Origin of the sequence: Pseudomonas sp. MBLB4123, from assembly GCF_051904775.1 — a bacterium.
GTDB lineage: Bacteria > Pseudomonadota > Gammaproteobacteria > Pseudomonadales > Pseudomonadaceae > Aquipseudomonas > Aquipseudomonas benzenivorans_B.
The window spans coordinates 1,362,963-1,386,899 of record NZ_CP196711.1; the positions used below are offsets into that span (position 1 = coordinate 1,362,963).

At 65.6% G+C, this 23,937-nt stretch carries 17 protein-coding genes, 1 other RNA gene and 1 pseudogene; 12 read left to right on the plus strand and 7 right to left on the minus strand.

Going from position 1 to position 23,937, the window contains the following annotated elements; translation table 11 throughout:
* Nucleotides 1-7: 7 nt before the first annotated feature.
* Nucleotides 8-295: a DUF3509 domain-containing protein gene (locus tag ACSX1C_RS06485; protein ID WP_439888741.1), complete on the plus strand. Its 288-nt coding sequence runs from the start codon at nucleotides 8-10 to the stop codon at nucleotides 293-295.
* 297 nt (nucleotides 296-592) lie between these two features.
* Here ACSX1C_RS06485 and ffs read toward each other — a convergent pair.
* Nucleotides 593-689: signal recognition particle sRNA small type (gene ffs, locus ACSX1C_RS06490), an RNA gene on the minus strand.
* Nucleotides 690-933: 244 nt separating this feature from the next.
* Between ffs and ACSX1C_RS06495 the strand changes: the two genes are divergently transcribed.
* Nucleotides 934-1,212, plus strand: a complete 279-nt coding sequence (locus ACSX1C_RS06495; protein ID WP_439888742.1) for an HU family DNA-binding protein — start codon at nucleotides 934-936, stop codon at nucleotides 1,210-1,212.
* A gap of 297 nt (nucleotides 1,213-1,509) precedes the next feature.
* On the opposite strand, the gene ligA is transcribed toward ACSX1C_RS06495, so the two are convergent.
* From ligA to ACSX1C_RS06515, 4 genes are all read right to left on the minus strand, one after another.
* Complete coding sequence (ligA, locus tag ACSX1C_RS06500) at nucleotides 1,510-3,912, minus strand: NAD-dependent DNA ligase LigA (RefSeq protein ID WP_439888743.1); 2,403 nt, start codon at nucleotides 3,910-3,912, stop codon at nucleotides 1,510-1,512.
* 62 nt (nucleotides 3,913-3,974) lie between these two features.
* Nucleotides 3,975-4,802 carry a cell division protein ZipA gene (zipA, locus tag ACSX1C_RS06505; RefSeq protein WP_439888744.1) on the minus strand — a complete coding sequence of 276 codons (828 nt, stop codon included), beginning with the start codon at nucleotides 4,800-4,802 and terminating at the stop codon, nucleotides 3,975-3,977.
* 219 nt (nucleotides 4,803-5,021) lie between these two features.
* The gene (gene smc / locus ACSX1C_RS06510; protein ID WP_439888745.1) at nucleotides 5,022-8,510 is read right to left on the minus strand and encodes a chromosome segregation protein SMC; all 3,489 of its coding nucleotides are present in this window, start codon (nucleotides 8,508-8,510) and stop codon (nucleotides 5,022-5,024) included.
* A 3-nt stretch (nucleotides 8,511-8,513) separates the two neighbouring features.
* Entirely contained in the window at nucleotides 8,514-9,173 is a 660-nt protein-coding gene (locus ACSX1C_RS06515) for a GntR family transcriptional regulator (protein ID WP_439888746.1), read from the minus strand.
* Between the two features lie 422 nt (nucleotides 9,174-9,595).
* On the opposite strand from ACSX1C_RS06515, the gene xdhA reads away from it, so the two are divergent.
* The 4 genes from xdhA (at nucleotide 9,596) to guaD (ending at nucleotide 15,840) form a co-directional block, all read left to right on the plus strand.
* Nucleotides 9,596-11,035, plus strand: coding sequence for a xanthine dehydrogenase small subunit (gene xdhA / locus ACSX1C_RS06520; protein ID WP_439888747.1), 1,440 nt, complete (start codon nucleotides 9,596-9,598; stop codon nucleotides 11,033-11,035).
* Nucleotides 11,028-13,427, plus strand: coding sequence for a xanthine dehydrogenase molybdopterin binding subunit (gene xdhB, locus ACSX1C_RS06525; protein ID WP_439888748.1), 2,400 nt, complete (start codon nucleotides 11,028-11,030; stop codon nucleotides 13,425-13,427). The genes xdhA and xdhB overlap by 8 nt, the downstream gene beginning before the upstream one ends.
* 199 nt (nucleotides 13,428-13,626) lie before the next feature.
* Nucleotides 13,627-14,463, plus strand: a complete 837-nt coding sequence (gene xdhC, locus ACSX1C_RS06530; protein ID WP_439888749.1) for a xanthine dehydrogenase accessory protein XdhC — start codon at nucleotides 13,627-13,629, stop codon at nucleotides 14,461-14,463.
* 72 nt (nucleotides 14,464-14,535) lie between these two features.
* Nucleotides 14,536-15,840 (plus strand): guanine deaminase, encoded by a 1,305-nt coding sequence (gene guaD, locus ACSX1C_RS06535; protein ID WP_439888750.1) that lies wholly within the window; start codon nucleotides 14,536-14,538, stop codon nucleotides 15,838-15,840.
* An 81-nt stretch (nucleotides 15,841-15,921) separates the two neighbouring features.
* Here guaD and ACSX1C_RS06540 read toward each other — a convergent pair whose 3' ends face one another.
* Nucleotides 15,922-16,689, minus strand: a complete 768-nt coding sequence (locus ACSX1C_RS06540; RefSeq protein ID WP_439888751.1) for a GntR family transcriptional regulator — start codon at nucleotides 16,687-16,689, stop codon at nucleotides 15,922-15,924.
* 606 nt (nucleotides 16,690-17,295) lie between these two features.
* Here ACSX1C_RS06540 and ACSX1C_RS06545 point away from each other — a divergent pair.
* The 4 genes and pseudogenes from ACSX1C_RS06545 to ACSX1C_RS06560 all read left to right on the plus strand — a co-directional run bounded on the left by ACSX1C_RS06545 (nucleotide 17,296) and on the right by ACSX1C_RS06560 (nucleotide 21,520).
* Nucleotides 17,296-18,645 carry an NCS2 family permease gene (locus tag ACSX1C_RS06545; protein WP_439888752.1) on the plus strand — a complete coding sequence of 450 codons (1,350 nt, stop codon included), beginning with the start codon at nucleotides 17,296-17,298 and terminating at the stop codon, nucleotides 18,643-18,645.
* A 69-nt stretch (nucleotides 18,646-18,714) separates the two neighbouring features.
* Entirely contained in the window at nucleotides 18,715-19,341 is a 627-nt protein-coding gene (locus tag ACSX1C_RS06550; RefSeq protein ID WP_439888753.1) for a LysE family translocator, read from the plus strand.
* 289 nt (nucleotides 19,342-19,630) lie between these two features.
* A pseudogene (locus tag ACSX1C_RS06555) lies at nucleotides 19,631-20,617 on the plus strand (cache domain-containing protein); the annotation flags it as partial.
* A 198-nt stretch (nucleotides 20,618-20,815) separates the two neighbouring features.
* Nucleotides 20,816-21,520 (plus strand): methyl-accepting chemotaxis protein, encoded by a 705-nt coding sequence (locus ACSX1C_RS06560; RefSeq protein WP_439889375.1) that lies wholly within the window; start codon nucleotides 20,816-20,818, stop codon nucleotides 21,518-21,520.
* Between the two features lie 162 nt (nucleotides 21,521-21,682).
* On the opposite strand, the gene uraH is transcribed toward ACSX1C_RS06560, so the two are convergent.
* Nucleotides 21,683-22,036 carry a hydroxyisourate hydrolase gene (gene uraH / locus ACSX1C_RS06565; RefSeq protein WP_318646087.1) on the minus strand — a complete coding sequence of 118 codons (354 nt, stop codon included), beginning with the start codon at nucleotides 22,034-22,036 and terminating at the stop codon, nucleotides 21,683-21,685.
* A 423-nt stretch (nucleotides 22,037-22,459) separates the two neighbouring features.
* Between uraH and puuE the strand changes: the two genes are divergently transcribed.
* Nucleotides 22,460-23,389, plus strand: coding sequence for an allantoinase PuuE (puuE, locus tag ACSX1C_RS06570; protein ID WP_369959441.1), 930 nt, complete (start codon nucleotides 22,460-22,462; stop codon nucleotides 23,387-23,389).
* Nucleotides 23,386-23,901, plus strand: coding sequence for a 2-oxo-4-hydroxy-4-carboxy-5-ureidoimidazoline decarboxylase (gene uraD / locus ACSX1C_RS06575; RefSeq protein ID WP_439888754.1), 516 nt, complete (start codon nucleotides 23,386-23,388; stop codon nucleotides 23,899-23,901). Before puuE ends, uraD begins: the two co-directional genes overlap by 4 nt.
* Nucleotides 23,902-23,937 lie beyond the last annotated feature (36 nt).

Below are 23,937 nucleotides of genomic sequence, written 5' to 3' on the forward strand. Positions count from 1 at the left end.
TACGGATATGGACAACCCCAATCAGCAATTCGTCGACCAACTGTTTGCCCCCTTGCGCGCCAACTTCAGCAACCCTCGCCCAGACGGCAGCATTGTCCTGTCCCTGCTCGACGAAAGCGACGCCACCGCCTACAGCCGAGTGCTCAACGCCAGCCAACTGAGCGACCCACAGGCCTTTGCGCAGAGCCTGGAAGAAATCCGCCTGGAGCTCGCGGTCCGTTCCGGGAGCATTCCTGCCGAGATGCGCAAGGCACTGAAAGAGCAGGACAGCGTACTCAATTACCAGGTCACCTGACACTCGACACACCGGCACTCGCCCCGGCCAATTCGGGGCCTTTCATTCCTCGCCAATTTTGCAGAAGCACTGCCCTCCAACACTAAAGGAGCCGGCGCCTCCCCCCAGCGAATCTGAGGTGCTCGTCATTTCCCGCCGAAGGCATGAGAACGCACAGGACACCGCACCACAACTCGTGAACAGAGGCCGGGGACGGACAACAGAAAAAGGAAGATGCTGCGCACGGGTGCATCACTTCTGTATCACTGCATGAGCGAAGTGAAGAAACCGTTATAGATACAAGATACTGGAGGTGGACCCCACCAGCCACACCCCGGCACACAATGTCACCGCTGCGGCTGCTCCCTTCCGGGCCTGACCGGGTTCACGGCTGATCGTTGCGGGGGGACCGGCAGGGCCACCATAACGCTGCCCACCAGGCGGCGGGCCGCGCCATTGTACCGGCTTGCCCCGAACTTACAACTGCTTCAAGCACTTAGCGCGAAAAACAGGGCGTCAATATGGAGTTTTCCACTTGCCGAGGGGTCACAAGGCGGGCTCGTTTTCCCCAAGTCCGCATCCTGCGATGCCAGCACGGCGAAATACCAGTACCCTGCGCAGGGCATTACAGCACCACCTCTCATTTCAAGGAGCACCATATGGCCATGACCAAAGACCAGTTGATCAGCGATATCGCCGAAGCCATCGACACCCCGAAGAGCACCGTGCGTGCAGCCCTCGAACAGCTCAGCGAGATCGTCAGCGATGCCCTGGAAAATGGCGAGGAAATTACCCTGCCCGGCATCGGCAAGTTGAAAGTCGGCGAGCGCCCGGCCCGTACCGGCCGCAACCCGCAGACCGGCCAGGCGATCGAGATCGCCGCGAAGAAGGTGGTCAAGTATGTGCCGGCCAAGGCACTGACCGACGCGATCAATTAAGGCCTAGGGGCCCTCACCGTCATCTTGGCACCCCAGATGACGCCGCCGCGTTGCACTGCAATGCGGCGGCTGTTAGCTGCGACAGACCGCCCGAATAGTGAAGACTGCGGCGCACAGGTCGCAATACATTCGGCTCCGGACGCCTTACGGGGTCTGTACCGACTCCTGCTGGACAGCGGCCGCTCCCGCACCCAGCTTTCGGCACTGGCGGAACCCTCGCAGCTGGTGATCGAACGCCTGCCGCACCGCGTCCGAGCCTGACTCCCTGAACGCCTCTGGCCTGCCGGCGCCGGTTTGTCAGCCGATGCTGCCATGGCTGGCCAGCACGGCCATGAACCCCTCCTCGTCCAGCACCCGCAGGCCCAGCTCGCTGGCCTTGGCCAGCTTCGAGCCGGCACCCGGTCCGGCCACCACGCAGGTGGTCTTGGCCGACACCGAGCCGGCGACCTTGGCGCCCAGGCTCTCCAGCCTGCTCTTGGCCACATCGCGACTCATGAGCTCCAGGGTGCCGGTCAGGACCCAGGTCTGCCCGGCCAGAGGCAACCCCTCCACGGCCTTGCGCTCGCTCTGCCAGTGCATGCCGAACTCACGCAGCTGCGCCTCGATCGCCCGGGCCCGCTCGACGTTGGCCGGCACCGCGAAATGCTCGCGCAGGGCCTGCTTGGCCTTCTCGTTGAGGCCCTTCATCACGCTCAGCTCCAGCCAGTCCTGACTGAGGGCGATCACGCCGTCGAGGCTACCGCCCTTCTCGGCCAGCTTCCTCGCCCCGGTGGCGGCGATGCCGGCGATATTCAGCTTGTCGAGCAGCCCCTCCAATGTGGCGCAGGCGGCGAACTCGGCGCCGAGCTCACCCTCCTCCTGCAAGGCGATGCCACGGGCCAGCAGGTCGCGGATCACCTGCTGGTTGTGGCCATCGGCGAAGAAGTTGCGAATTTCGTGGGCGACCTCCAGGCCGACATCCGGCAGGTAGGTCAGCACCTCCGGCAGCGCCCGCTGGATGCGCGCGAGCGAGCCCAGGGCACGGGCCAACAGCTTGGCGGTTTCCTCGCCGACATCGGGGATGCCCAGGGCGTAGATGAAACGCGCCAGGCTCGGCGTACGGCTGTCGACGATGGCGGCCAGCAGGTTGTTGCTCGACAGCTCGGCGAAGCCCTCCAGGCCGACGATCTGCTCGAAGGTCAGGCTGTAGAGATCCGCCGGGGAGCGCACCAGGCCCTCGTCGACCAGCTGCTCGACGCTTTTCTCGCCGAGGCCCTCGATGTCCATGGCACGGCGCGAGACGAAATGGATGATCGCCTGCTTGAGCTGGGCAGCGCAGGCCAGACGGCCGACACAACGGTACACCGCCCCCTCGCTAAGGGTCTCGCGCCCCTTGCTGCGCTTGACCAGCTGGGTGCGCTCGACCCGCGAGCCGCACACCGGGCACTGCTCGGGCACCTGCACGGCACGGGCATCGGCCGGGCGGCGCTCGCGCACCACCTGAACCACCTGGGGAATCACGTCGCCGGCCCGGCGGATGATCACCGTATCGCCGACCATCAGCCCCAATCGCGCCACCTCGTCCATGTTGTGCAGGGTCGCATTGGACACCGTGACGCCGGCCACCTTCACCGGCTGCAGGCGCGCCACCGGGGTCACCGCCCCGGTGCGCCCGACCTGAAACTCGACGGCGAGCAGCTCGGTCAGCTCCTCCATCGCCGGGAACTTGTGGGCGATCGCCCAACGCGGCTCGCGGGCGCGAAAACCCAGCTCGCGCTGAGAGGCCAGGCTGTTGACCTTGAACACCACGCCGTCGATCTCATAGGGCAGCGCCTCGCGGCGCTCGCCTATGGCGCGGTAGTAGTCCAGGCACTGCTGTGCGCCCTTGGCCAGTTTCAGCTCGCGGCTGATCGGCAGGCCCCAGCCCTTGAGCGCCTGGAGGATGCCGATATGGGTGTGCGGCAGTTCGCCCTCGACCCGGCCGATGCCGTAGGCGCACAGCTCCAGCGGGCGACTGGCGGTGATCTTCGGGTCCAGCTGGCGCAGGCTGCCGGCCGCGGCATTGCGCGGGTTGGCGAAGGTCTTGCCGCCACTCTCCGCCTGGCGCGCATTCAAGGCCTCGAAACCGGCCTTGGACATGAACACCTCGCCGCGTACCTCGAGCACTTCGGGCCAACCGCTGCCGTGCAGGCGCAGCGGGATGTTGCGTATGGTGCGCACGTTGGCGCTGATGTCCTCGCCGGTGCTGCCGTCGCCGCGGGTGGCACCGCGGACCAACTGACCCCGCTCGTACAGCAGGCTGACGGCCAGACCGTCCAGCTTGGGCTCGCAGCTGTACTCTACTTCGACGCCTTCGGCGAACAGGTCCCCGGTATGGTCGCCGGCCGGCAGATCCAGCCCCTCACGCACGCGGCGGTCGAAATCCAGCAGGTCGCCTTCCTCGAAGGCGTTGCCGAGGCTGAGCATCGGCACCTCGTGCCGGACCTCGCCGAAGGCACTCAGGGCCAGGCTGCCGACCCGCTGGGTCGGTGAGTCCGGGGTGATCAGCTCGGGGTGTTCGGCCTCCAGGGCCTTGAGCTCATGGTAAAGGCGGTCGTACTCGGCATCCGGAATGCTCGGCTCGTCGAGCACGTGGTAGCGGTAGTTGTGCTCATCCAACTCGCTGCGCAACTGGGCGATGCGTTCGGCGGCACTCTGGGCAGATGGGGCGGCGTCGGTCATGGGGCTCATCTCTCAAACGAAAAGAGCAGCCTGGGCTGCTCTTTTCGCGACACAATTGCTACTTAGCGTTTACCGGTCAACTGCTTGCGCTCGAACTCGACGATGCGCTGGCGGTAGTGTTCGATGGTCTGGGCGGTCATCACGCTGCGCTGGTCGTCCTTCAGTTCGCCGTTCAGCTCGTGAGCCAACTTGCGCGCGGCGGCGACCATCACGTCGAACGCCTGCTTCGGGTGGCGCGGCCCCGGCAGGCCGAGGAAGAAGCTCACCGCGCGGGTGCTGAAACCCTCGATATCGTCCAGATCGAAGGTGCCTGGCTTGAGTGCGTTGGCCATGGAGAACAGCACCTCGCCGTTGCCGGCCATGCTCTCGTGGCGATGGAAGATGTCCATTTCGCCGAAGCGCAGGCCGCTCTCGAGGATGTTCTGCAACAGGGCCGGGCCCTTGAACCCTCCATCATCCCGGGCGACCACGTTGATCACCAGGACTTCTTCCACCGCCGCCGGCTCTTTGCCGACGTTTTTCTTGGCGCCGTTATGGGCTTCCGGGGCTCCCGGGTCGACGGGGCTGAGCAGGGTCGGCACCGGCTCGTCCAGGTCCAGATTCAGGTCACCCTGGCGCGGCTCGTTGGAGCGGCGCCGACTCGACTCGCGGGCGCTCATGGCCGGCAGGTCGTGCTCGTCCAGCGAAGGCTCCTGCTGACGCTGAACGACCCGTGGCGGGCCGAGCAGATCGGGATCGCCCTCATCGTCCACTCCGCCGGCCATGCTCCGGTCGAGCTTGAATTTCAACTTGCCCTTACCGCCACGCATGCGCCGCCAGCCATCGAACAAGATGCCGGCAATGACGATGATACCGATGACGATCAGCCACTCGCGCAGACCGAATTCCATGAAATACCCTGACCCCTAATGAATTTTCTACGTAAAAAAGAGCATCCCGCCCTTACTTCGATGACCTTGAAACGCGGCGCCAACTCCATGTTCTGTCAGGCGTTTTCCACGTGCGATAAAAGTGCGCAATAAGCTAGCACGACGAAAGGCAACTTTACACAGCCGACAGGTCGTTATAGCAACTGGCCGCGCAGCGCGATTGTTGCACGCCCAGCCTTCTCAGGCCTCGACCATGGCCAACGCCTCCTCCACATCCACCGCCACCAGGCGCGAGCACCCCGGCTCGTGCATGGTAACGCCCATCAGCTGATCGGCCATCTCCATGGCGATCTTATTGTGGGTGATATAGATGAACTGCACCTTCTCCGACATTTCCTTGACCAAACGGGCATAACGGCCGACGTTGGCGTCGTCCAGCGGCGCATCCACCTCGTCGAGCATGCAGAACGGTGCCGGGTTGAGCTGGAAGATGGCGAACACCAGGGCCAGCGCGGTCAGCGCCTTTTCGCCCCCCGACAGCAGGTGGATGGTGCTGTTCTTCTTGCCCGGCGGCCGCGCCATGATGGTCACGCCGGTGTCCAGCAGGTCTTCGCCGGTGAGCTCCAGGTAGGCATTGCCCCCGCCGAACACCTTGGGGAACAGGGTCTGCAGGCCGCCGTTGATCTGATCGAAGGTCTCCTTGAAGCGGTTGCGGGTTTCCTTGTCGATCTTGCGGATGACGTTTTCCAGGGTATCCAGGGCCTCGACCAGGTCGGCGTCCTGGGCATCCAGGTAGCGCTTGCGCTCGGACTGCTGCTGGTACTCGTCGATGGCCGCCAGGTTGATCGGCCCCAGGCGCTGGATGCGCCCGGCGAGGCGCTCCAGCTCCTCTTCCCAGGCCTGCTCGCTGGCCTCCATGGGCAGGCTGGCGAGCACGCCGTGCAGGTCGTAACTGTCCTCGGCCAGCTGATCCTGCAGGGCCTTGCGCCGCACGTTCAGCGACTGCCACTCCAGGCGCTGCTGTTCGAGCTGGCCACGCAGCAGCTGGGCTTGCTGCTCGGCCTGGCTGCGGCGCTTCTCCGCATCGCGCAGTTCACGGTCGGCGTCCTCCAGGGCCAGGCGGGCGTGCTTGAGCTCCTCCTCCACGCCCAGGCGGCGCTCGAGCAGCTCTTCAAGCTTCAGGCGCAGCTCCTCGAGCGGTGCCTCGCCCTCCTCCAGGTTGAGACTGAGCTGCTCGCGCTTCTCGTGCAGGCGCTCGGCCTGCAGCTCCAGGCGCTCCAGGGCCTGGCGGGTGGAGTCGTGCTGGGCTCGCAGGGAGCCCAGGCGCACGGCCAACTGGTGGGCATGATCCTTGTGTTGACGCGCCTCCTGACGCACGCGATCGAGCCGCTCGCGCAGGGCGTCGCGGCTGGCCAGCAGGGTCTCGCGCTGCTCGTTGTCGAGGGCCATGGCGTCCAGGGCGTCCTGCAGCTGCAGCCGTGCCTCGCCCAATTGCTCCTGCTCCAGCTCGCGCTGCTCGGCCTGCTCGGCCTGTTCGCTCTCGAGCCGGCGGCGACGCAGGGCAAGCTGCTCGGCCTTGGCCTGGCCCGCAGACAGCAGGGCCTTGAGTTCGCCCAGCGCGCGGGTGCGCTCCTGCAGCTGGCGGCGTTGCTGTTCGCGGCGCTCCTCCTGCTGGCGCTGGGTCTCGCGCAGCGCCAGCAGGCGCTCGTCGAGCAATTCCAGGGCGGCCTCACGCTCGTCGCGCTCCAGCCCCAAGCGCTCCAGCTCCTGGCCACGGGCCAGCACGCCACTCTCCGCCTCGCCGGCGCGGCGCACCCGCAGAAAGTGCCGGCCGACCCAGTAGCCGTCGCGACTGACCAGGCTCTCGCCCTCGGCCAGCGCCGCCCGCCCCGCCAGAGCCTCCTCCAGGGACGCCACCGGCCTGACCCTGGCCAGCCAGGGCGCCAGGTCGACGCTCGCCTCGACCTTGTCCAGCAGGCTGCCGGCCATCCTGGCCGTACCGGCAGCGGAGCTGACCAGGCGCAGCTCGCCCTGGCTCAGGCCGGTGAAATCCAGATCGGCGAAGTCGTCCAGCAACACCGCCTGCAGGTCGGCGCCGAGCACGGTTTCCACCGCCAGCTCCCAGCCCGACTCGACCCGCAAGCCCTCGGCCAGACGCGGGCGCTCGCTCAGCTGCTGCTCGCGCAGCCAGTCCACAGCCCCCGCCCCCGGATCGAGCGCCGCCTGCTGCAAGGCTTCCAGCGAAGCCAGGCGTCCCTGCAGGCGCTGCAACTCGCCCTGGGCCTGCTGTTGCGCCTGACCGGTTTGCTGCAATTCGTCGCGCAACTGCCGCAGGCGCTCGGCCTGCTGCTGCTCGTCCGCCTGCAGCTGCTCCTGTTCCAGCTCGGCGGCGGCTATCTGCTCGCCCAGTTCGATGATCGCCGCGTCTTCGGGGTCGGCGACCAGCTGCTGCAATTCGTCGCCCAGGCGCCGCTGGCGTTCGGCCAGACGCTCCAGGCTCTGCTCCAGTTGCTGGATGCGCGACTGCTGCACCTCGGCCTGGCGGCGCGGCTCGGCGCTGCGCTGATTGAAGCCGTCCCACTGCTCCTGCCAGCCGTGCATGGCGCTCTCGGCCTCCTCCAGGGCGGCGGCGGCCTCCTCGGCGGCGGCGCTGGTCAGCTCCTGCTCGGGTTCGAGCAGGGCCAGCTCTTCGCCCAGGGAGGCCAACAGGGTGCGGTCGTGCCCCAGGTGCGACTCGGTCTCCTGACGCGCCCGCTCGGCCTCGCGCAGATCGTCCTGCAGCTGGCGCAGGCGCTGCTGGCCGTGCTGGATGCTCTGCTCGACCCGGGCGATGTCGCCGCCGACCGAATAGAAACGCCCCTGCACCAGGTTGAAGCGCTCGGAGAGCTCGTGGTGACCGTCGCGCAGGCGCTCGATGCTGGCATCGGCATTGCGCTGCTCGGCGACCAGTGCCTCGAAACTGACCTCCTGATTGCCGATCACCGCCTCGCGCTGGCCCACCTGTTCGTTCAGCGCCTGCCAGCGCAGGGCGGTGAGCTGGGCCTTGAGCTGTCGCTCCTCGGCCTTGCACTGCTGGTACTTCTCCGCCGCCTGGGCCTGGCGCTGCAGGCGCTCGAGCTGGCGCTCCAGCTCCTCGCGCAGGTCGGTCAGGCGGGCCAGGTTCTCGTGGGTGCGACGAATGCGGTTCTCGGTCTCGCGGCGGCGCTCCTTGTACTTGGAGATGCCGGCGGCCTCCTCGATGAAGTTGCGCAGGTCCTCGGGCTTGGCCTCGATCAGCTTGCTGATCATGCCCTGCTCGATGATCGAATAGCTGCGCGGGCCCAGGCCGGTGCCCAGGAAGATGTCGGTGATGTCGCGGCGACGGCACTTGGTGCCGTTGAGGAAATAGGTGTTCTGGCTGTCGCGGGTCACCCGACGGCGAATGGAAATCTCGTTGTAGCCGGCGTATTCGCCCACCAGGGTGGCATCTGAGTTGTCGAAGACCAGTTCGATGCTGGCCTGGGTCACCGGCTTGCGCGTGTTGGAGCCGTTGAAGATGACGTCGGTCATCGACTCGCCCCGGAGGTTCTTCGCCGAACTCTCGCCCATCACCCAGCGAACGGCGTCGATGATATTGGATTTGCCGCAACCATTGGGCCCCACCACCGCCGCCATGTTGCTCGGAAAGCTCACGGTGGTCGGGTCGACGAAGGACTTGAAGCCGGCCAGCTTGATGCACTTCAGGCGCATGGGTTAACGCTCGGCCAGGGTCGCCAGGACCAGTTGGCAGTTGTGCTCGCCGTAGCCGAGCAGCAGCTCGCGGGCGCGCCCGTGATCGCGCTCGACTATCGCCTGCAGCAACTGGGCGAATATCTCGAGAAACTGCGCCATCTCGCCTTTGCGCCGCTCCAGCGCCAGGTGATAGGTGCGGCTGATCGCCGGCAGCAGGTTCTCCACGGTTTCCTGCAGATAGGGGTTGTCGGCGAAGGGAAAGGCCAGGCGCATGACATCGAAGCTGTGCTCGACGAAGGCGTCTATGTCCTCGTTGCGCTGGCTCTCCATCAGCCGCTGCTGGATGGCCAGGAAAGGCGCGAGGTCGCTGTCGTCTCGCCAGCCGTCGGCCACGGCGCGGGCCAGGAGGATATACAGCTCCATGACCAGGGCATACAGGCTCTTGACCTTGTGTGGCGTCAGTTCGCTGACCTGGGCGCCGCGGCGCGGCAGGATGACCACCAGGTGACGCCGCTCGAGTATCAGCAAGGCCTCGCGCACCGAGCCGCGGCTGACGTTGAGCGCCTGGGTGACCTTCTGCTCCTGAATCCGCTCGCACGCCTTCATCTCACCACGAATGATGCGCTGCGCGAGGTAATGGGCGATCTGTTCGGCGAGGCTGTCCGAGGCCTTGAACGTCATGATTTTCCTTGGGCTCCATGGACCTTGCGGGGCAGGCGATAACGACGCCATAGCCCCGCCGTGCCGGCGCTGGAGAGGCTGGCGCGGGGCGCGAGTGTAGCACAGGGCGTCCGGTGGCCAATGGCACTAAGGGACGGCCGCGCGCACCTTGGCACCCGACTGCGCCGCCGGCCCGCCCCTCGGATTCGGAGGTCAGCGTCATGGAACGGGCTAGCCTCTGACTAGATCCAGCGCGCGCGGTTCGCCTCATAACCGAATCGCATGACAACCTCCTGACCAGCGGGTCAAATATTTGTTGACCCAAAAGTCAGAAAACTCTAGATTTGCCCCATGACAGAACGGGCGGAAATGCCGCGCAACCGTTATTCGTCCGCCCGCTACGAGTCGCTCGTAAAGAACAATAAAGTGCCTGGAGGTCGTCCTTGATCCAGTTTTTACTCAACCGGGAGCTGCGCACAGAGCAGCGACTCGATCCTAATGTCACCGTGCTCAACTACCTACGCGAGCACCTCGGCAAGCCCGGCACCAAAGAAGGTTGCGCCTCCGGCGATTGCGGCGCCTGCACCGTGGTGGTCGGCGAACTGGACGGCGAACGCATCCGTTACCGCACCCTGAACTCCTGCCTGACCTTCGTCTCCAGCCTGCACGGCAAGCAGCTGATCACCGTCGAAGACCTCAAGCACCAGGGCAAGCTGCACAGCGTGCAACAGGCCATGGTCGACTGCCATGGCTCGCAATGCGGCTTCTGCACCCCCGGTTTCGTCATGTCGCTGTTCGCCCTGCAGAAGAACAGCGACGGTTTCGACAAGGCCGAGACAATGGAGGCCCTGGCCGGCAACCTGTGCCGCTGCACCGGCTACCGGCCGATCATCGACGCCGCCGAGCAGGCCTGCTGCCAGAAGCAACCCGACCAGTTCGACGCCTTCGAGGCCGAGACCGTGGCCCAGTTGAAAGCCATAGCACCCCGTGAAACCGCCGAGCTGAACAGTGGCGACAAGCGTTGCCTGCTGCCGCTGACCGTCGCCGACCTGGCCGACCTCTACGCCGCCAACCCAGAGGCACGCCTGCTCGCCGGCGGCACCGATTTGGCCCTGGAGGTCACCCAGTTCCATCGCGAACTGCCGGTGATGATCTACGTCGGTCATATCGAGTCGATGAAACGGGTGGACGTGACCGCCGACAGCATCGAGATCGGCGCCGCCACCGCCCTGTCCGACTGCTACGCCGCCCTGGCCGAGGAGTACCCGGACTTCGGCGAGCTGTTGCACCGCTTCGCCTCGCTGCAGATCCGCAATCAGGGCACCCTGGGCGGCAATATCGGCAACGCCTCGCCCATCGGCGACGCCCCGCCGCTGCTGATCGCCCTGGGCGCCCAGATCGTCCTGCGCAAGGGCAACAGCACCCGCACCCTGGCCCTGGAGGACTACTTCCTCGACTACAAGGTCACCGCCCGCGAGGAAGCCGAGTTCATCGAGAAGATCGTCGTGCCGCGCGCCCGGGCCAACCAGGCGTTCCGCGCCTACAAGGTGTCCAAGCGCCTGGACGACGATATCTCCGCCGTCTGCGCCGCCTTCAACCTGGTGATCGAGGACGGTGTGGTGCGCGAAGCCCGCATCGCCTTCGGCGGCATGGCCGCCATCCCCAAGCGTGCCGCCGTCTGCGAGGCCGCGCTGGTCGGCGCCGGCTGGTATCCAGAGGTCATCGAGCGCGCCTGCGCCGCCCTGGCCGAGGACTTCACCCCGCTCAGCGACTTCCGCGCCAGCAAGGAATACCGCCTGCTCACCGCGCAGAACCTGCTGCGCAAATTCTTCCTCGAGCTCAACGCTCCCGAAGTCGAAACCCGGGTGACCGCCTATGTCTAACCATCACACTACCCCGAAGACCCAGGCCGAGCTGGCCGAACTGTTCCGCGCCGGCATCACCACCGGGGTCGGCCGCAGCGTCAAGCACGAGAGCGCGGACAAACACGTCTCCGGCGAGGCGGTGTACGTCGACGACCGTCTGGAATTCCCCAACCAGCTGCATGTCTATGCGCGCATGAGCGACCGCGCCCACGCCCGCATCGTCAGGATCGATACCTCGCCCTGCTACGCGATACCCGGGGTGGCCATCGCCATCACCGCCCAGGACGTGCCCGGCCAACTGGACATCGGCCCGGTGGTGGCCGGCGACCCGCTGCTGGCCGACGGCAAGGTCGAATACGTCGGCCAGGTGGTGCTCGCGGTCGGCGCCGACAGCCTGGAGACCGCACGTAAGGCGGCCATGGCGGCCATCGTCGAGTACGAGGACCTGGAGCCGGTGCTCGACGTGGAAGAAGCGCTGCGCAAGAAGCATTTCGTGCTGGACAGCCACCAGCACCGCATCGGCGACTCCGCTGCGGCCCTGAGCAGCGCACCGCACCGCCTGCAGGGCAAGCTGCATATCGGCGGTCAGGAGCACTTCTACCTGGAGACGCAGATCTCCTCGGTGATGCCGACCGAAGATGGCGGCATGATCGTCTACACCTCGACGCAGAACGCCACCGAAGTGCAGAAACTGGTCGCCGAGGTGCTCGGCGTGCCCATGCACAAGATCGTCATCGACATGCGCCGCATGGGCGGCGGCTTCGGCGGCAAGGAAACCCAGGCCGCCGGTCCGGCCTGCCTCTGTGCGGTGATCGCCCACCTCACCGGGCGGCCGACCAAGATGCGCCTGCCGCGCATGGAAGACATGAGCATCACCGGCAAGCGCCACCCCTTCTATGTCGAGTACGACGTGGGCTTCGACGACGACGGCCTGCTGCACGGCATCCAGATGGAGCTGGCCGGCAACTGCGGCTATTCGCCGGACCTGTCCGGTTCCATCGTCGACCGCGCGATGTTCCACTCCGACAACGCCTACTTCCTCGGCAACGCCACCATCAACGGCCATCGCTGCAAGACCAACACCGCCTCCAACACCGCCTACCGCGGCTTCGGCGGCCCCCAGGGCATGGTCGCCATCGAGCAGGTGATGGACCACGTCGCCCGCACGCTGGGCAAGGACCCGCTGGAGGTACGCAAGCGCAACTACTACGGCAAGGAGGAGCGCAACGTCACCCACTACCACCAGACCGTCGAGCACAACATGCTCGCCGAGATGACCGCCGAACTGGAGGCCAGCGCCGAGTACGCCCAGCGCCGCGAGGCCATCCGCGCCTTCAACGCAGGCAGCCCGGTATTGAAGAAGGGCCTGGCACTGACCCCGGTGAAATTCGGCATCAGCTTCACCGCCACCTTCCTCAACCAGGCCGGCGCGCTGATCCATGTCTACACCGACGGCAGCATCCATTTGAACCACGGCGGCACCGAGATGGGCCAGGGCCTCAACACCAAAGTCGCCCAGGTGGTCGCCGAGGTGTTCCAGGTCGATATCTCGCGCATCCAGATCACCGCGACCAACACCGACAAGGTGCCCAACACCTCGCCGACCGCCGCCTCCAGCGGCGCCGACCTCAACGGCAAGGCCGCGCAAAACGCCGCCGAGACCATCAAGCAGCGCCTGGTGGACTTCCTGGTGCGCGAGTACCGGGTCACCCCGGAAGACGTGGAATTCCGCAACGGCCAGGTGCGCGTGCGCGAGCAGTTCCTGTCCTTCGAGGAGCTGATCCAGAAGGCCTACTTCGCCCAGGTCTCGCTCTCCAGCACCGGCTTCTACCGCACGCCGAAGATCTACTACGACCGCGACAAGGCCGCCGGCCGGCCCTTCTACTACTTCGCCTACGGCGCCGCCTGCGCCGAGGTGCTGGTCGACACCCTGACCGGCGAATACAAGATGCTGCGCACCGACATCCTGCACGACGTCGGCGCCTCGCTGAACCCGGCCATCGACATCGGCCAGGTCGAGGGCGCCTTCGTCCAGGGCATGGGCTGGCTGACCATGGAAGAGCTGGTGTGGAACGCCAAGGGCAAGCTGATGACCAACGGTCCGGCCAGCTACAAGATCCCGGCCATCGCCGACATGCCCCTGGACCTGCGGGTCAAGCTGGTGGAGAACCGCAAGAACCCGGAAGACACGGTGTTCCACTCCAAGGCCGTGGGCGAGCCGCCGTTCATGCTCGGCATCGCCGTGTGGTGTGCGATCAAGGACGCGGTGGCCAGCCTCGGCGGCTACCGGGTACAGCCGCTGATCGACGCCCCGGCCACCCCGGAGCGCGTGCTCTGGGGCGTGGAGCAGATGAGGAAGCTGCAGCAGACGGCCAAGGCCGCCGCCGCTAGCGAAGCCGAGCCGGCATAACGCCAACTCTCGTGGGGTGGATGGGCCAAGCGACATCCGCTCCACGACCTGAACGAAACGGGTGTAAAACAATGACAAAACACACCGAACCCAATAGCCGACCCGCACGCCCGGCTCCGGTGCCGATTCTGGACCCGTCGCCGAGCAACTGGCGCCTACCGCGCCCGGGACAGACGCCGCCGACCTGGAGGCTGAGCAAATGAGCTGGATCAGCGCATTGGCCGAACTGCAGCAGCAGGGGCAACCCTGCGTACTGGTGACCATCATCGAGGAACGCGGCTCGACACCGCGCAACGCCGGTTCGAAGATGGTGGTCACCGCCGAGCGCATCTTCGAGACCATCGGCGGCGGCCACCTGGAGTACAAGGCCATGAAACTGGCCCGCGAGATGCTCGAGAGCCGCAGCCAGGACACCCGCCTGGAGCGTTTCAGCCTCGGCGCCAGCCTCGGCCAGTGCTGCGGCGGCGCCACCGTGCTGTTGTTCGAGCCCATGGGCCAGCCCCAGGCGCAGATCGCCGTGTTCGGCGCCGGCCATGTCGGCCGCGCCCTGGTTCCGCTGCTCGCCAGCCTGCCGTGCAAGGTGCGCTGGATCGATTCGCGGGAAAACGAATTCCCCGCGCAGATTCCCGCCGGGGTGGACAAAGTGGTCAACGACGAGGTGGTCGACGAGGTCGATAGCATGCCGGCCGGCAGCTACTACATCGTCATGACCCACAATCACCAGCTCGACCTGGAGCTGACCGCCGCCATCCTCAAGCGCAACGATTTCGCCTACTACGGCCTGATCGGCTCGCAGACCAAGCGCGTCAAGTTCGAGCACCGCCTGCGCGAGCGCGGCTTCGCCCCCGAGACGATGGCCCGCATGCGCTGCCCCATGGGCCTGGCCGAGGTGAAAGGCAAGCTGCCGGTGGAGATCGCCGTGTCCATCGCCGGCGAGGTGATCGCCACCTACAACGCCGCCTTCGGTCAGGACGTGAAGAAAGGCCAGCCGAGCATCGCCAAACTGCTGCCCAGCTCGCGCCGCGCCCAATCCTAGGCGGCACGCCGCCAACACCACCTTAGCCAGGGGCGCAGACGCCCCGACCCAACCGAGATCGAGACGTATCAGATGTCCAGCCACCTGAAAGCCTACCGCGCCGCCATCCTGCACAGCCTCGCCGACCCCGCCGTGGTCGGGGTCGAGCAATCCTATGAGTACTTCGAGGATGGCCTGCTGCTGGTCGAGGATGGGCACATCGCCCGGGTCGGTCATGCCGCCGAGCTGCTGCCCACGCTCAAGGATGTGGAGGTCGTCGAATACCGCGACGCCCTGATCACCCCCGGCTTCATCGACACCCACATCCATTACCCGCAGACCGGCATGATCGCCTCCTACGGCGAACAGCTGCTGGACTGGCTGAACACCTACACCTTCCCCACCGAGCGCCAGTTCGCCGACAAGGCCCATGCCGGCGATGTGGCCGGCATCTTCCTCAAGGAGCTGCTGCGCAACGGCACCACCACCGCCCTGGTGTTCGGCAGCGTGCACAAGCAGTCGGTGGATGCCTTCTTCGAGGCGGCCCAGGCGCTGAACCTGCGGATGATCGCCGGCAAGGTGCTGATGGACCGCAACGCCCCGGACTACCTGACCGATACGCCGGAGTCCGGCTACGCCGACAGCAAGGAGCTGATCGAGCGCTGGCACGGCAAGGGCCGCCTGCACTACGCGGTGACCCCGCGTTTCGCCCCCACCAGCACGCCGGAACAGCTGGCGCTGGCCGGCAAGCTGCTGAGTGAATACCCGGGCCTGTACATGCACACCCACCTGTCCGAGAACCGCAAGGAGATCGAGTGGGTCAAGGAGCTCTTCCCCGAACGTCAGGGTTACCTGGACGTCTACGACCACCATCGACTGATCGGCGCCCGCTCGGTGTTCGCCCACGGCGTACACCTGTGTGACGAGGAGTGCCGACGCCTGGCCGAGACCGGTTCGGCCGTGGCCTTCTGCCCCACCTCCAACCTGTTCCTCGGCAGCGGCCTGTTCGACCTGAACAAGCTGGAGGCGCACGGCGTGCGGGTCGGCCTGGGCACCGACGTCGGCGCCGGCACCAGCTTCAGCCAGCTGCAGTCGCTGAACGAGGCCTACAAGGTGATGCAGCTGCAGGGCAAGAAGCTCGACCCCTTCAAGTCGCTGTACCTGGCCACTCTGGGCGGCGCCAACGCGCTGTACCTGGACGACAAGATCGGCAACTTCGCCAGCGGCAAGGACGCCGACTTCGTGGTGCTGGACTACAACGCCACCCCGCTGATCAGCTACCGCATGCAGCAGGCCAAGACCCTGGCCGAGAAACTGTTCGCCCTCACCATGCTCGGCGACGATCGCGCGGTGAAGGAGACCTACGCCGCCGGGCAGTCGGTGCACCGCCGCGATTGAGCCCATTCATACGTCCCGCCGAACCGCGACCATGAAAAAAGCCCCGCGGCGCAAGCCGCGGGGCTTTCTGGCGAATCTCGCTCAGCGAGCGGCGCCGTTGCGGCCCGGCTTCTTCTTGGTCTGCAGCACGTGGGAGAACACCGCGTGCAGATCGTCCGAGGCGCTCTCCTCGTCCAGGTTGAGCTTGCTATCGATATGGTCCATGTGATGCATCATCAGGCTCACCGCCCGGGCGGCGTCGCGCGCCTCGATGGCGTCGATCAGCTGATTGTGCTCGTCGTAGGAGCAGTGCGAGCGGCTGCCGCTTTCGTACTGGGCGATGATCAGCGAGGTCTGCGACACCAGGCTGCGCTGGAAGCTGATCAGCGGCGCATTGCGCGCCGCCTCGGCCAGTTTCAGGTGGAACTCGCCGGACAGGCGAATGCCGGCGCCGCGATCGCCTCGGGCGAAGCTCGCATGCTCGTCTTCCACCATCTGGCGCAACTCGGTCAGCTGCTCGGCGGTGGCATGCTCCACCGCCAGCTCGGTGATCGCGCGCTCGACCATACGCCGTGCATAGAAGATCTGCCGGGCCTCCTCGACGCTGGGGCTGGCCACCACCGCGCCACGGTTCGGCCGTAGCAGCACCACGCCCTCGTGGGCCAGGCGCGACAGGGCGCGGCGGATGATGGTGCGGCTGACGCCGAAGATCTCGCCCAGGGCCTCCTCGCTCAGCTTGGTGCCGGGCGCCAGGCGCTGTTCGAGGATGGCATCGAAGATATGGGCGTAGACGACATCGTCCTGAGTCCCGCTGCGGCTGCTCTTGCCGGTGCGCGGCTGCTTCTTAAGGGGCTGCAATTGTTCGTTCATTCTGGCTCGTATCTAAAGAGGGCGGCCTGGTACCAGGGAACTCTACTGCGATTCACCCCGTACCTGGCAAGCCGTCGACGGCACGAATCACAGAAAACATCGGACCATTGTACACAATTCAACCAACCCGAACACTGCCCTCCAGCCCTGCACCCTAATCCTCGACGGTGCCCATGGCGGGCCGCACACGGCGGGCTCGCTAAATCCATTTCTTATAAGAGGCGCCCCTTCTTACTCATAAACCCAGTCTCGAATCCCTAGCCGATGCGCCGAGGAGACCTCGTGGAGCGCCCTGCCCTCGCCCTCTCCACCCCCTGTAAATCTCCTACCCATCTGATTTGGTTGATTTTTTTGTTCAGGAGCCCGCCTTCTCCGAACACACAAACCAAGCACTTTTTTCCTCAATCGCGCATCGAGTAGGTCACACACACCACAGAAAACATTATTTGCTTTTTTTGTATACAACAGCATAATCGCGACTGGGCGACTTCCTGACCGCTCGGTCAACAACTAAGCCAGCAAGCGCCCCAAACGCACCACCTGCCTCAGAGAGTCGAAGCCTTGACTCTGGGTGGTACACAACAAGAGATATGAGGAGTACCCGCTGTGGAAAGCGCTAAACAAGAACAACTTGCGACTCACGCCCAAGGCCTGGCGAAAGCCGGCTTACTCGACCGCTTCTTCAAGCTGACCGAGCACCGCACCACCATCAAAACCGAACTGCTGGCCGGCCTGACGACCTTCGTCACCATGGCCTACATCATCTTCGTCAACCCCAACATCATGGCCGGCGCCGGCGTCGATCACGGCGCTGCCTTCGTCGCCACCTGCATCGGCGCCGCCCTCGGCTGCTTCCTCATGGGCCTGTACGCCAACTGGCCGGTGGGCCTGGCGCCGGGCATGGGCCTGAACGCCTTCTTCACCTACACGGTGGTCGGCGAGATGGGCTACAGCTGGCAGATCGCCCTGGGCGCGGTGTTCATCTCCGGCATCCTGTTCATGATCATGAGCCTGTCGCGCATCCGCGAGTGGCTGCTCAACAGCATTCCCATGAGCCTGCGCTTCGCCATGGGCGCCGGGGTCGGTCTGTTCCTCGGCCTGATCGGCCTGAAGACCGCCGGCATAGTGGTCGACAGCCCCGCCACCCTGCTGACCATGGGTTCCTTCGGCGAGCCCTCGGCCCTGCTGGCCGCCGTGTGCTTCCTGCTGATCGCCGTGCTCAGCCACCGCAACGTGTTCGGCGCCATTCTCTTCAGCATGCTCGGCGTCACCGCCCTGGGCTGGGCCCTGGGCCTGGTCGAGTACAACGGCCTGGTGTCGATGCCGCCGAGCCTGGCCCCCACCTTCCTGGCCATGGACATCGCCGGGGCCTTCAACGTGGCCATGGTCAGCGTCATCCTGGCCTTCCTCTTCGTCAACATGTTCGACACCGCCGGCACCCTGATGGGGGTCGCCCACCGCGCCAACCTGGTGGACGAGGACGGCAAGATCCAGAACCTGTCCAGGGCTCTCAAGGCCGACAGCACCTCCAGCGTGATCGGCGCCATGGTCGGCTGCCCGCCGGTGACCAGCTATGTGGAAAGCGCCTCGGGCGTCGCCGCCGGCGGCCGTACCGGTCTCACCGCCGTCACCGTCGGCCTGCTGTTCCTCGCCGCGATGTTCTTCGCCCCCCTGGCCGGCATGATTCCGGCCTATGCCACCGCCGGTGCGCTGATCTATGTGGCGATGCTGATGATGAGCGGCATGGCCCATATCGACTGGGAAGACCTGACCGACACCATCCCGGCCATCGTCACCGTGGTGATGATGCCGCTGACCTTCTCCATCGCCAACGGCATCGCCCTGGGCTTCCTGACCTACGCCACGCTGAAGCTGCTCACCGGCCAGCGCAGCAAGGTCTCCGTCAGCCTCTACGTGCTGTGCATCATCTTTATCGCCAAGTTCGCCTTCCTGTAAGGTTGGCTTGAGCCCTACCCGCCCCCGGCACGCAAGTGCCGGGGGTTTCGCCACTTGTGGAGGCCACCCATGAGCCTGGAAACCTGGCTGCTGTTCGCCAGCGCCGCACTGATCGTGATCCTGATCCCCGGTCCGCTGTCCCTGCTGATGGTCAGCAACAGCCTGAACTACGGCCTGAGCCGCTCCCTGCCGGCATTCCTCGGCGGCGTTTCGGCCTCGATCTGCCTGCTCAGCGCCTCGGCACTGGGCCTGGGCGCCCTGCTGCTGGCCTCGGAGCGGCTGTTCAGCGTCCTCAAGCTGCTCGGCGCCCTCTACCTCTTCTACCTCGCCTGGCAGAGCTGGCAGCAATCGCGCCAGGCCGCCAAGCCGGCACAGGCCGAGGAACAGCCGGTCAACCCCGGTTTCCGCAGCCTGTTCTGGAAGGCCTTCGGCCTGGGCGCCAGCAACCCCAAGGACATCCTGTTCTTCGCCGCCTTCCTGCCGCAGTTCATCAGCGCCGACCGCCCCCTGCTCAGCCAGTTGCTGGTGCTGATCCTCACCTGGACCGTACTGGACCTGGGCTGCAAGCTGTTCTACGGCCTCGGCGCCCACGGCGCCGCACGCTACCTGCGCACAGGCCAGGGCCAGGTGTGGTTCAACCGCATCAGCGCCGGGTTGTTCGCCAGTGCCGGCACGGCCTCCCTGCTGAGCCGCTGAGCATCCCGCAGCGGCTCAAACGGTCGCAGCCGCGCACAGCCCCCTTTCGCCCGCCCGCGGCACCAGCCTCCGCGCGGGCCACCTCCCCCCTGCAACAGTCGCCCGGCCCCAGCGGGGCACCGGCGCATGTCCGTCATGTTTGTGTCGTAATTGACTAAAGCCCGACGCCAATTAGCCGACAGAATAGGAGCCGTCACCAACCGTCTGCGTGCCTACCCAGCAGGAACTCCCGATGAACATAAAACAAAAATTGACCTGGGCCTTTGCCGTCATCGCCTGCGTGCCGATCATGTTGGTCGCCACCCTGGTGGTCTTGAACCTGCGCAGCGAGGCGAAAGACGAGTTCGTCGAAACCAGCGCACGGGAAATCCGCCAGGTGGAGAACGCCATGCAACTGTTCTTCGACGGCATCAACCAGAACGTCGAATACCTGGCCAAACATCCCCTGCTCGCCGCCTCCGACGCCAACCTCAAGCGCTATACCGCCGCCGATGCCGCCAACACCCCGGCCGGCGAGCAGGACAAGCAGATCCTCAAGCTGTTCGCCGATTTCGGCGCCAGTCACCCGGGCTATGCCTACATTTCCCTGGGCACCGTCGACGGCGGCTATGTCAGCTGGCCGGAAGACCCCAAGCTGAGCAACTACGACCCACGCCAGCGCCCCTGGTACCAGAAGGCCATGGCCAACCAGGGTCAGACCGTGCGCACCGATGCCTATTACTGGGCCGTCGACGATGCCGTGCTGCTCGCCAGCGTGCGCAGCATCGCCAATGCCCTGGGCAACCCGGGCGGGGTCCTCGGCATCGACGTGTCGCTCAATCAGCTGACCGACATCGTCAAGGGCATCAAGCTGGGCGAAAGCGGCTACCTGATGCTGATGGAGAACAACGGCACGGTGCTGGTCGACCCGAGCCAGCCAGAGCACAACTTCAAGAAGCTCGGCGAGCTGGGCGCCGGCTATGCGGCGCTGGCCTCCGCGGACAAGGGGCTGGTCGAAGTCGAGATCGACGGCGTGCGCTACATGGCCAACGTCTGGCCGTCGGAGCGCCTCGGCTGGCGCTTCATCGGTCTGATCCGCCAGTCCGAGGTGATGGCCGGCGCGACCCAGCTGACCTGGGTGATCGTCGGCCTGGCGGCGCTGCTGGCCCTGGTGTTCGCCTTCGTCGGCGCCAGCTTCGCCGGCCTGATCGTCAGCCCGATCCGCGCCGTGGCCTCGGGCCTGGAGGGCATCGCCCAGGGCGAAGGCGACCTGACCCGCTCGCTGACCGTCCGCGGTCAGGACGAAACCGCGCAGCTGGCCGGCTGGTTCAACCAGTTCCTCGCCAGCATCCGCCAACTGATCCTGAACATCGGCCAGGCGTCCAAGCAGATCCACCAGACCTCCGGCACCTCCGCCCAGGTATCCGGGAACATGGCCGAAGCCGCCGGACGCCAGCGCGAGTCGGTCGACATGGTCTCCACCGCCTTCCACGAGATGGTCGCCACGGCCAACGAAGTGGCGCGCTCCTGCAACCAGGCCGCGGACTCCGCCGACAGCGGCCAGCGCCAGGCCCAGGAGGGGCAGCTGCAGATCGACGCCGCGGTGAGCAGCGTCGAGCAGCTGAGCCGGGAAATCTCCCAGGCGGCCGCCGCCATGCAGCAACTGGAACAGGACAACAACAACATCCAGTCGATTCTCGGCACTATCCGCTCGATCGCCGAACAGACCAACCTGCTGGCGTTGAACGCCGCCATCGAGGCGGCCCGCGCCGGCGAACAGGGTCGCGGCTTCGCGGTGGTCGCCGACGAGGTGCGGGCCCTGGCCAAGCGCACCTCCGACTCCACCGCGGAAATCGACGGCCTGCTCAGCAACCTGGCGCAACGCACCCGGCAGATGGCCAAGCAGATGCATGCCAGCCTGGAGGTGTCGCAGCGCACCGTTTCCAGCATCAACGACGCGAGCGCGAGCTTCGGCCTGATTCGCGAGTCGGTCGACGTGATCCGCGACATGAATGCGCAAATCGCCACCGCCGCGGAAGAGCAGCATCAGGTGGCCGAGGACATCAACCGCCATATCACCCAGATTCACGGCGACGCCCAGCTGGTGGCCGACCTGGCCGAGTCGGCGCGCTCCGACTCGCAGAACCTCTCCAGCCTCTCCCAGGAGCTCAACGGCCTGGTCCAGCGTTTCCGCACCTGACAGCCCCTCACCAGGCTCGGCCCCGACGACACGCTCGCCGGGGCCGAGACACTGCCGCCATAAGCCCCCCTGTCATGACCTGCTTGCTGCAGCCGTAAAAAAGCCCGCAGCAGGCGGGCCAAGGACTCGTTGACGGAGTCAGAGGGTGACAAGCATTCGGGGTCAGCTGCCGCGATAGGTGGAGTAGCTGTAGGGCGAGATCAGCAGCGGCACGTGGTAGTGCTCCTGGCCGGCATCGATGCCGAAGCGCAACACCACCACATCGAGAAACGCCGGGCTGGGCAGCTCCACCCCCCGCGCCCTGTAGTAGTCGCCGGCATGGAAATGCAGTTGGTAGACGCCGCTGCGGTAGTCCTCGCCCTGCAGAATCGGCGCGTCACAACGGCCATCGTGATTGGTCTGCACGCTGGCGAGCAATTCCAGCTGCGCACCTTCGACGCGGTACAGCTCGATCTTCAGCGCACTGCCGGGGCAGCCGTGCGCGGCATCTAGCACATGTGTCGTCAATCGTCCCATTGGTTCAGGGCGCCCGCGCCGGCCAGCGGCCACGCAGACACCACACCTCCTCTACGCTTATGAAAACTACCGGATCGCCCCAGCGCGATCAGCCTGGTGCTGGCCAGCAGCTTAACATGGAATGCACAAAACGGAACATTTTTGCATGATAATTGTACACAATAATTCCGACTATTTTTCACACTACCTGCTTCGGAAAGCCGAAACGAAAAACCCGTTAGAGGCCTGCACCACACCAGATATGCCCAAGAAACGAGCAGGCAGGCGAGGCACTGCCCCTAGCTCGGGTTTTTACGAAGAAGGCAAATTTTAGATTTACAAATCACAAATCAATTTGTATACAATTACCCCAACACGGCTGCGTACCCCCGATACCCCCGGGCGACGCAGAGGCCGCAACAACACCCAATAAGGAAGACTGCAGTGAGCGCTGACTACCCACGCGACCTGATCGGTTACGCCAACAACCCGCCGCATCCGCAGTGGCCGGGCGATGCCCGCATCGCCCTGTCGTTCGTCCTCAACTACGAGGAAGGCGGCGAACGCAATGTGCTGCACGGTGACAAGGAATCCGAGGCCTTCCTCTCCGAGATGGTCGCCGCACAGCCGCTGCAAGGCCAGCGCAACCTGTGCATGGAGTCGCTCTACGAATACGGCAGCCGCGCCGGCGTCTGGCGCCTGCTCAAGCTGTTCCAACGCCACGGTATTCCGCTGACCGTGTTCGCCGTGGCCATGGCCGCCCAGCGTCACCCGCAAGTGATCAAGGCCATGGTCGCCGCCGGCCATGAGATCTGCAGCCATGGCTACCGCTGGATCGACTACCAGTACCTGGACGAGGCCACCGAGCGCGAGCACCTGCTCGAGGCCATCCGCATCCTCACCGAACTGACCGGCGAACGCCCGCTGGGCTGGTACACCGGGCGCATCGGGCCGAATACTCGCCGCCTGGTGATGGAGGAAGGCGGCTTCCTCTACGACTCCGACACCTACGACGACGACCTGCCCTACTGGGACCCGGCCAGCACCGCGGCCAAGCCCCACCTGGTGATCCCCTATACGCTGGACACCAACGACATGCGCTTCACCCAGGTGCAGGGCTTCAACACCGGCGACGACTTCTACCAGTACCTCAAGGACGCCTTCGACGTGCTCTACGCCGAGGGTGCCGAGGGCGCGCCGAAGATGCTGTCCATCGGCATGCATTGCCGCCTGCTCGGCCGCCCGGCACGTCTGGCCTCGCTCGCGCGCTTCCTCGACTACGTGAAGAGCCACGACAAAGTGTGGTGCGCCCGCCGCGTCGACATCGCCCGCCACTGGCACGCCACCCACCCCTTCAAAGAGAGTGCGAAATGAGCCGTTTCCAGACCCTGACCCCGTCCCAGCTGAGCCGCGCGGACTTCGTCAACGCCTTCGCCGATATCTACGAGCACTCGCCCTGGGTCGCCGAGAAGGCCTTCGACCTGGGGCTGGATGCGCGCGTCGACACCATCGATGGCCTGCACCAGCGCATGGCCGACCTGCTGCTCAGCGCCAGCCATGAGATGCAGCTGGCGCTGATCAACGCGCACCCGGACCTGGCCGGCAAGGCCGCCATCCAGGGCGAGTTGACCGAGTCGAGCACCTCGGAACAGGCCGGCGCCGGCATTCATCAGTGCACCGCCGAGGAGTTTGCCCGTTTCACCGAACTGAACGACGCCTACAAGGCCAAGTTCGGCTTCCCCTTCATCATGGCGGTGAAGGGCAGCAACCGGCACCAGATACTCGCGGCCTTCGAGGAGCGCATCCACAACGACCCCGAGCAGGAGTTCGCCCGCGCCCTGGCCGAGATCAACAAGATCGCCCTGTTCCGCCTGCAGCAGCTCTAGTCGCACGCGCCCCATTCACGCCAACACCTGAGGCAG

Coding starts and splice junctions, on each gene's coding strand:
- ACSX1C_RS06560 (WP_439889375.1), top strand. CDS start 20,816: ATGGTCGCCACGGCCAACGAAGTGGCGCGCTCCTGCAACCAGGCCGCG.
- ACSX1C_RS06515 (WP_439888746.1), bottom strand. CDS start 9,173: ATGACGTTCAAGGCCTCGGACAGCCTCGCCGAACAGATCGCCCATTAC.
- ACSX1C_RS06485 (WP_439888741.1), top strand. CDS start 8: ATGGACAACCCCAATCAGCAATTCGTCGACCAACTGTTTGCCCCCTTG.
- ligA (WP_439888743.1), bottom strand. CDS start 3,912: ATGACCGACGCCGCCCCATCTGCCCAGAGTGCCGCCGAACGCATCGCC.
- zipA (WP_439888744.1), bottom strand. CDS start 4,802: ATGGAATTCGGTCTGCGCGAGTGGCTGATCGTCATCGGTATCATCGTC.
- uraD (WP_439888754.1), top strand. CDS start 23,386: ATGAGCCGTTTCCAGACCCTGACCCCGTCCCAGCTGAGCCGCGCGGAC.
- uraH (WP_318646087.1), bottom strand. CDS start 22,036: ATGGGACGATTGACGACACATGTGCTAGATGCCGCGCACGGCTGCCCC.
- ACSX1C_RS06540 (WP_439888751.1), bottom strand. CDS start 16,689: ATGAACGAACAATTGCAGCCCCTTAAGAAGCAGCCGCGCACCGGCAAG.
- xdhB (WP_439888748.1), top strand. CDS start 11,028: ATGTCTAACCATCACACTACCCCGAAGACCCAGGCCGAGCTGGCCGAA.
- ACSX1C_RS06550 (WP_439888753.1), top strand. CDS start 18,715: ATGAGCCTGGAAACCTGGCTGCTGTTCGCCAGCGCCGCACTGATCGTG.
- guaD (WP_439888750.1), top strand. CDS start 14,536: ATGTCCAGCCACCTGAAAGCCTACCGCGCCGCCATCCTGCACAGCCTC.
- smc (WP_439888745.1), bottom strand. CDS start 8,510: ATGCGCCTGAAGTGCATCAAGCTGGCCGGCTTCAAGTCCTTCGTCGAC.
- ACSX1C_RS06495 (WP_439888742.1), top strand. CDS start 934: ATGGCCATGACCAAAGACCAGTTGATCAGCGATATCGCCGAAGCCATC.
- xdhC (WP_439888749.1), top strand. CDS start 13,627: ATGAGCTGGATCAGCGCATTGGCCGAACTGCAGCAGCAGGGGCAACCC.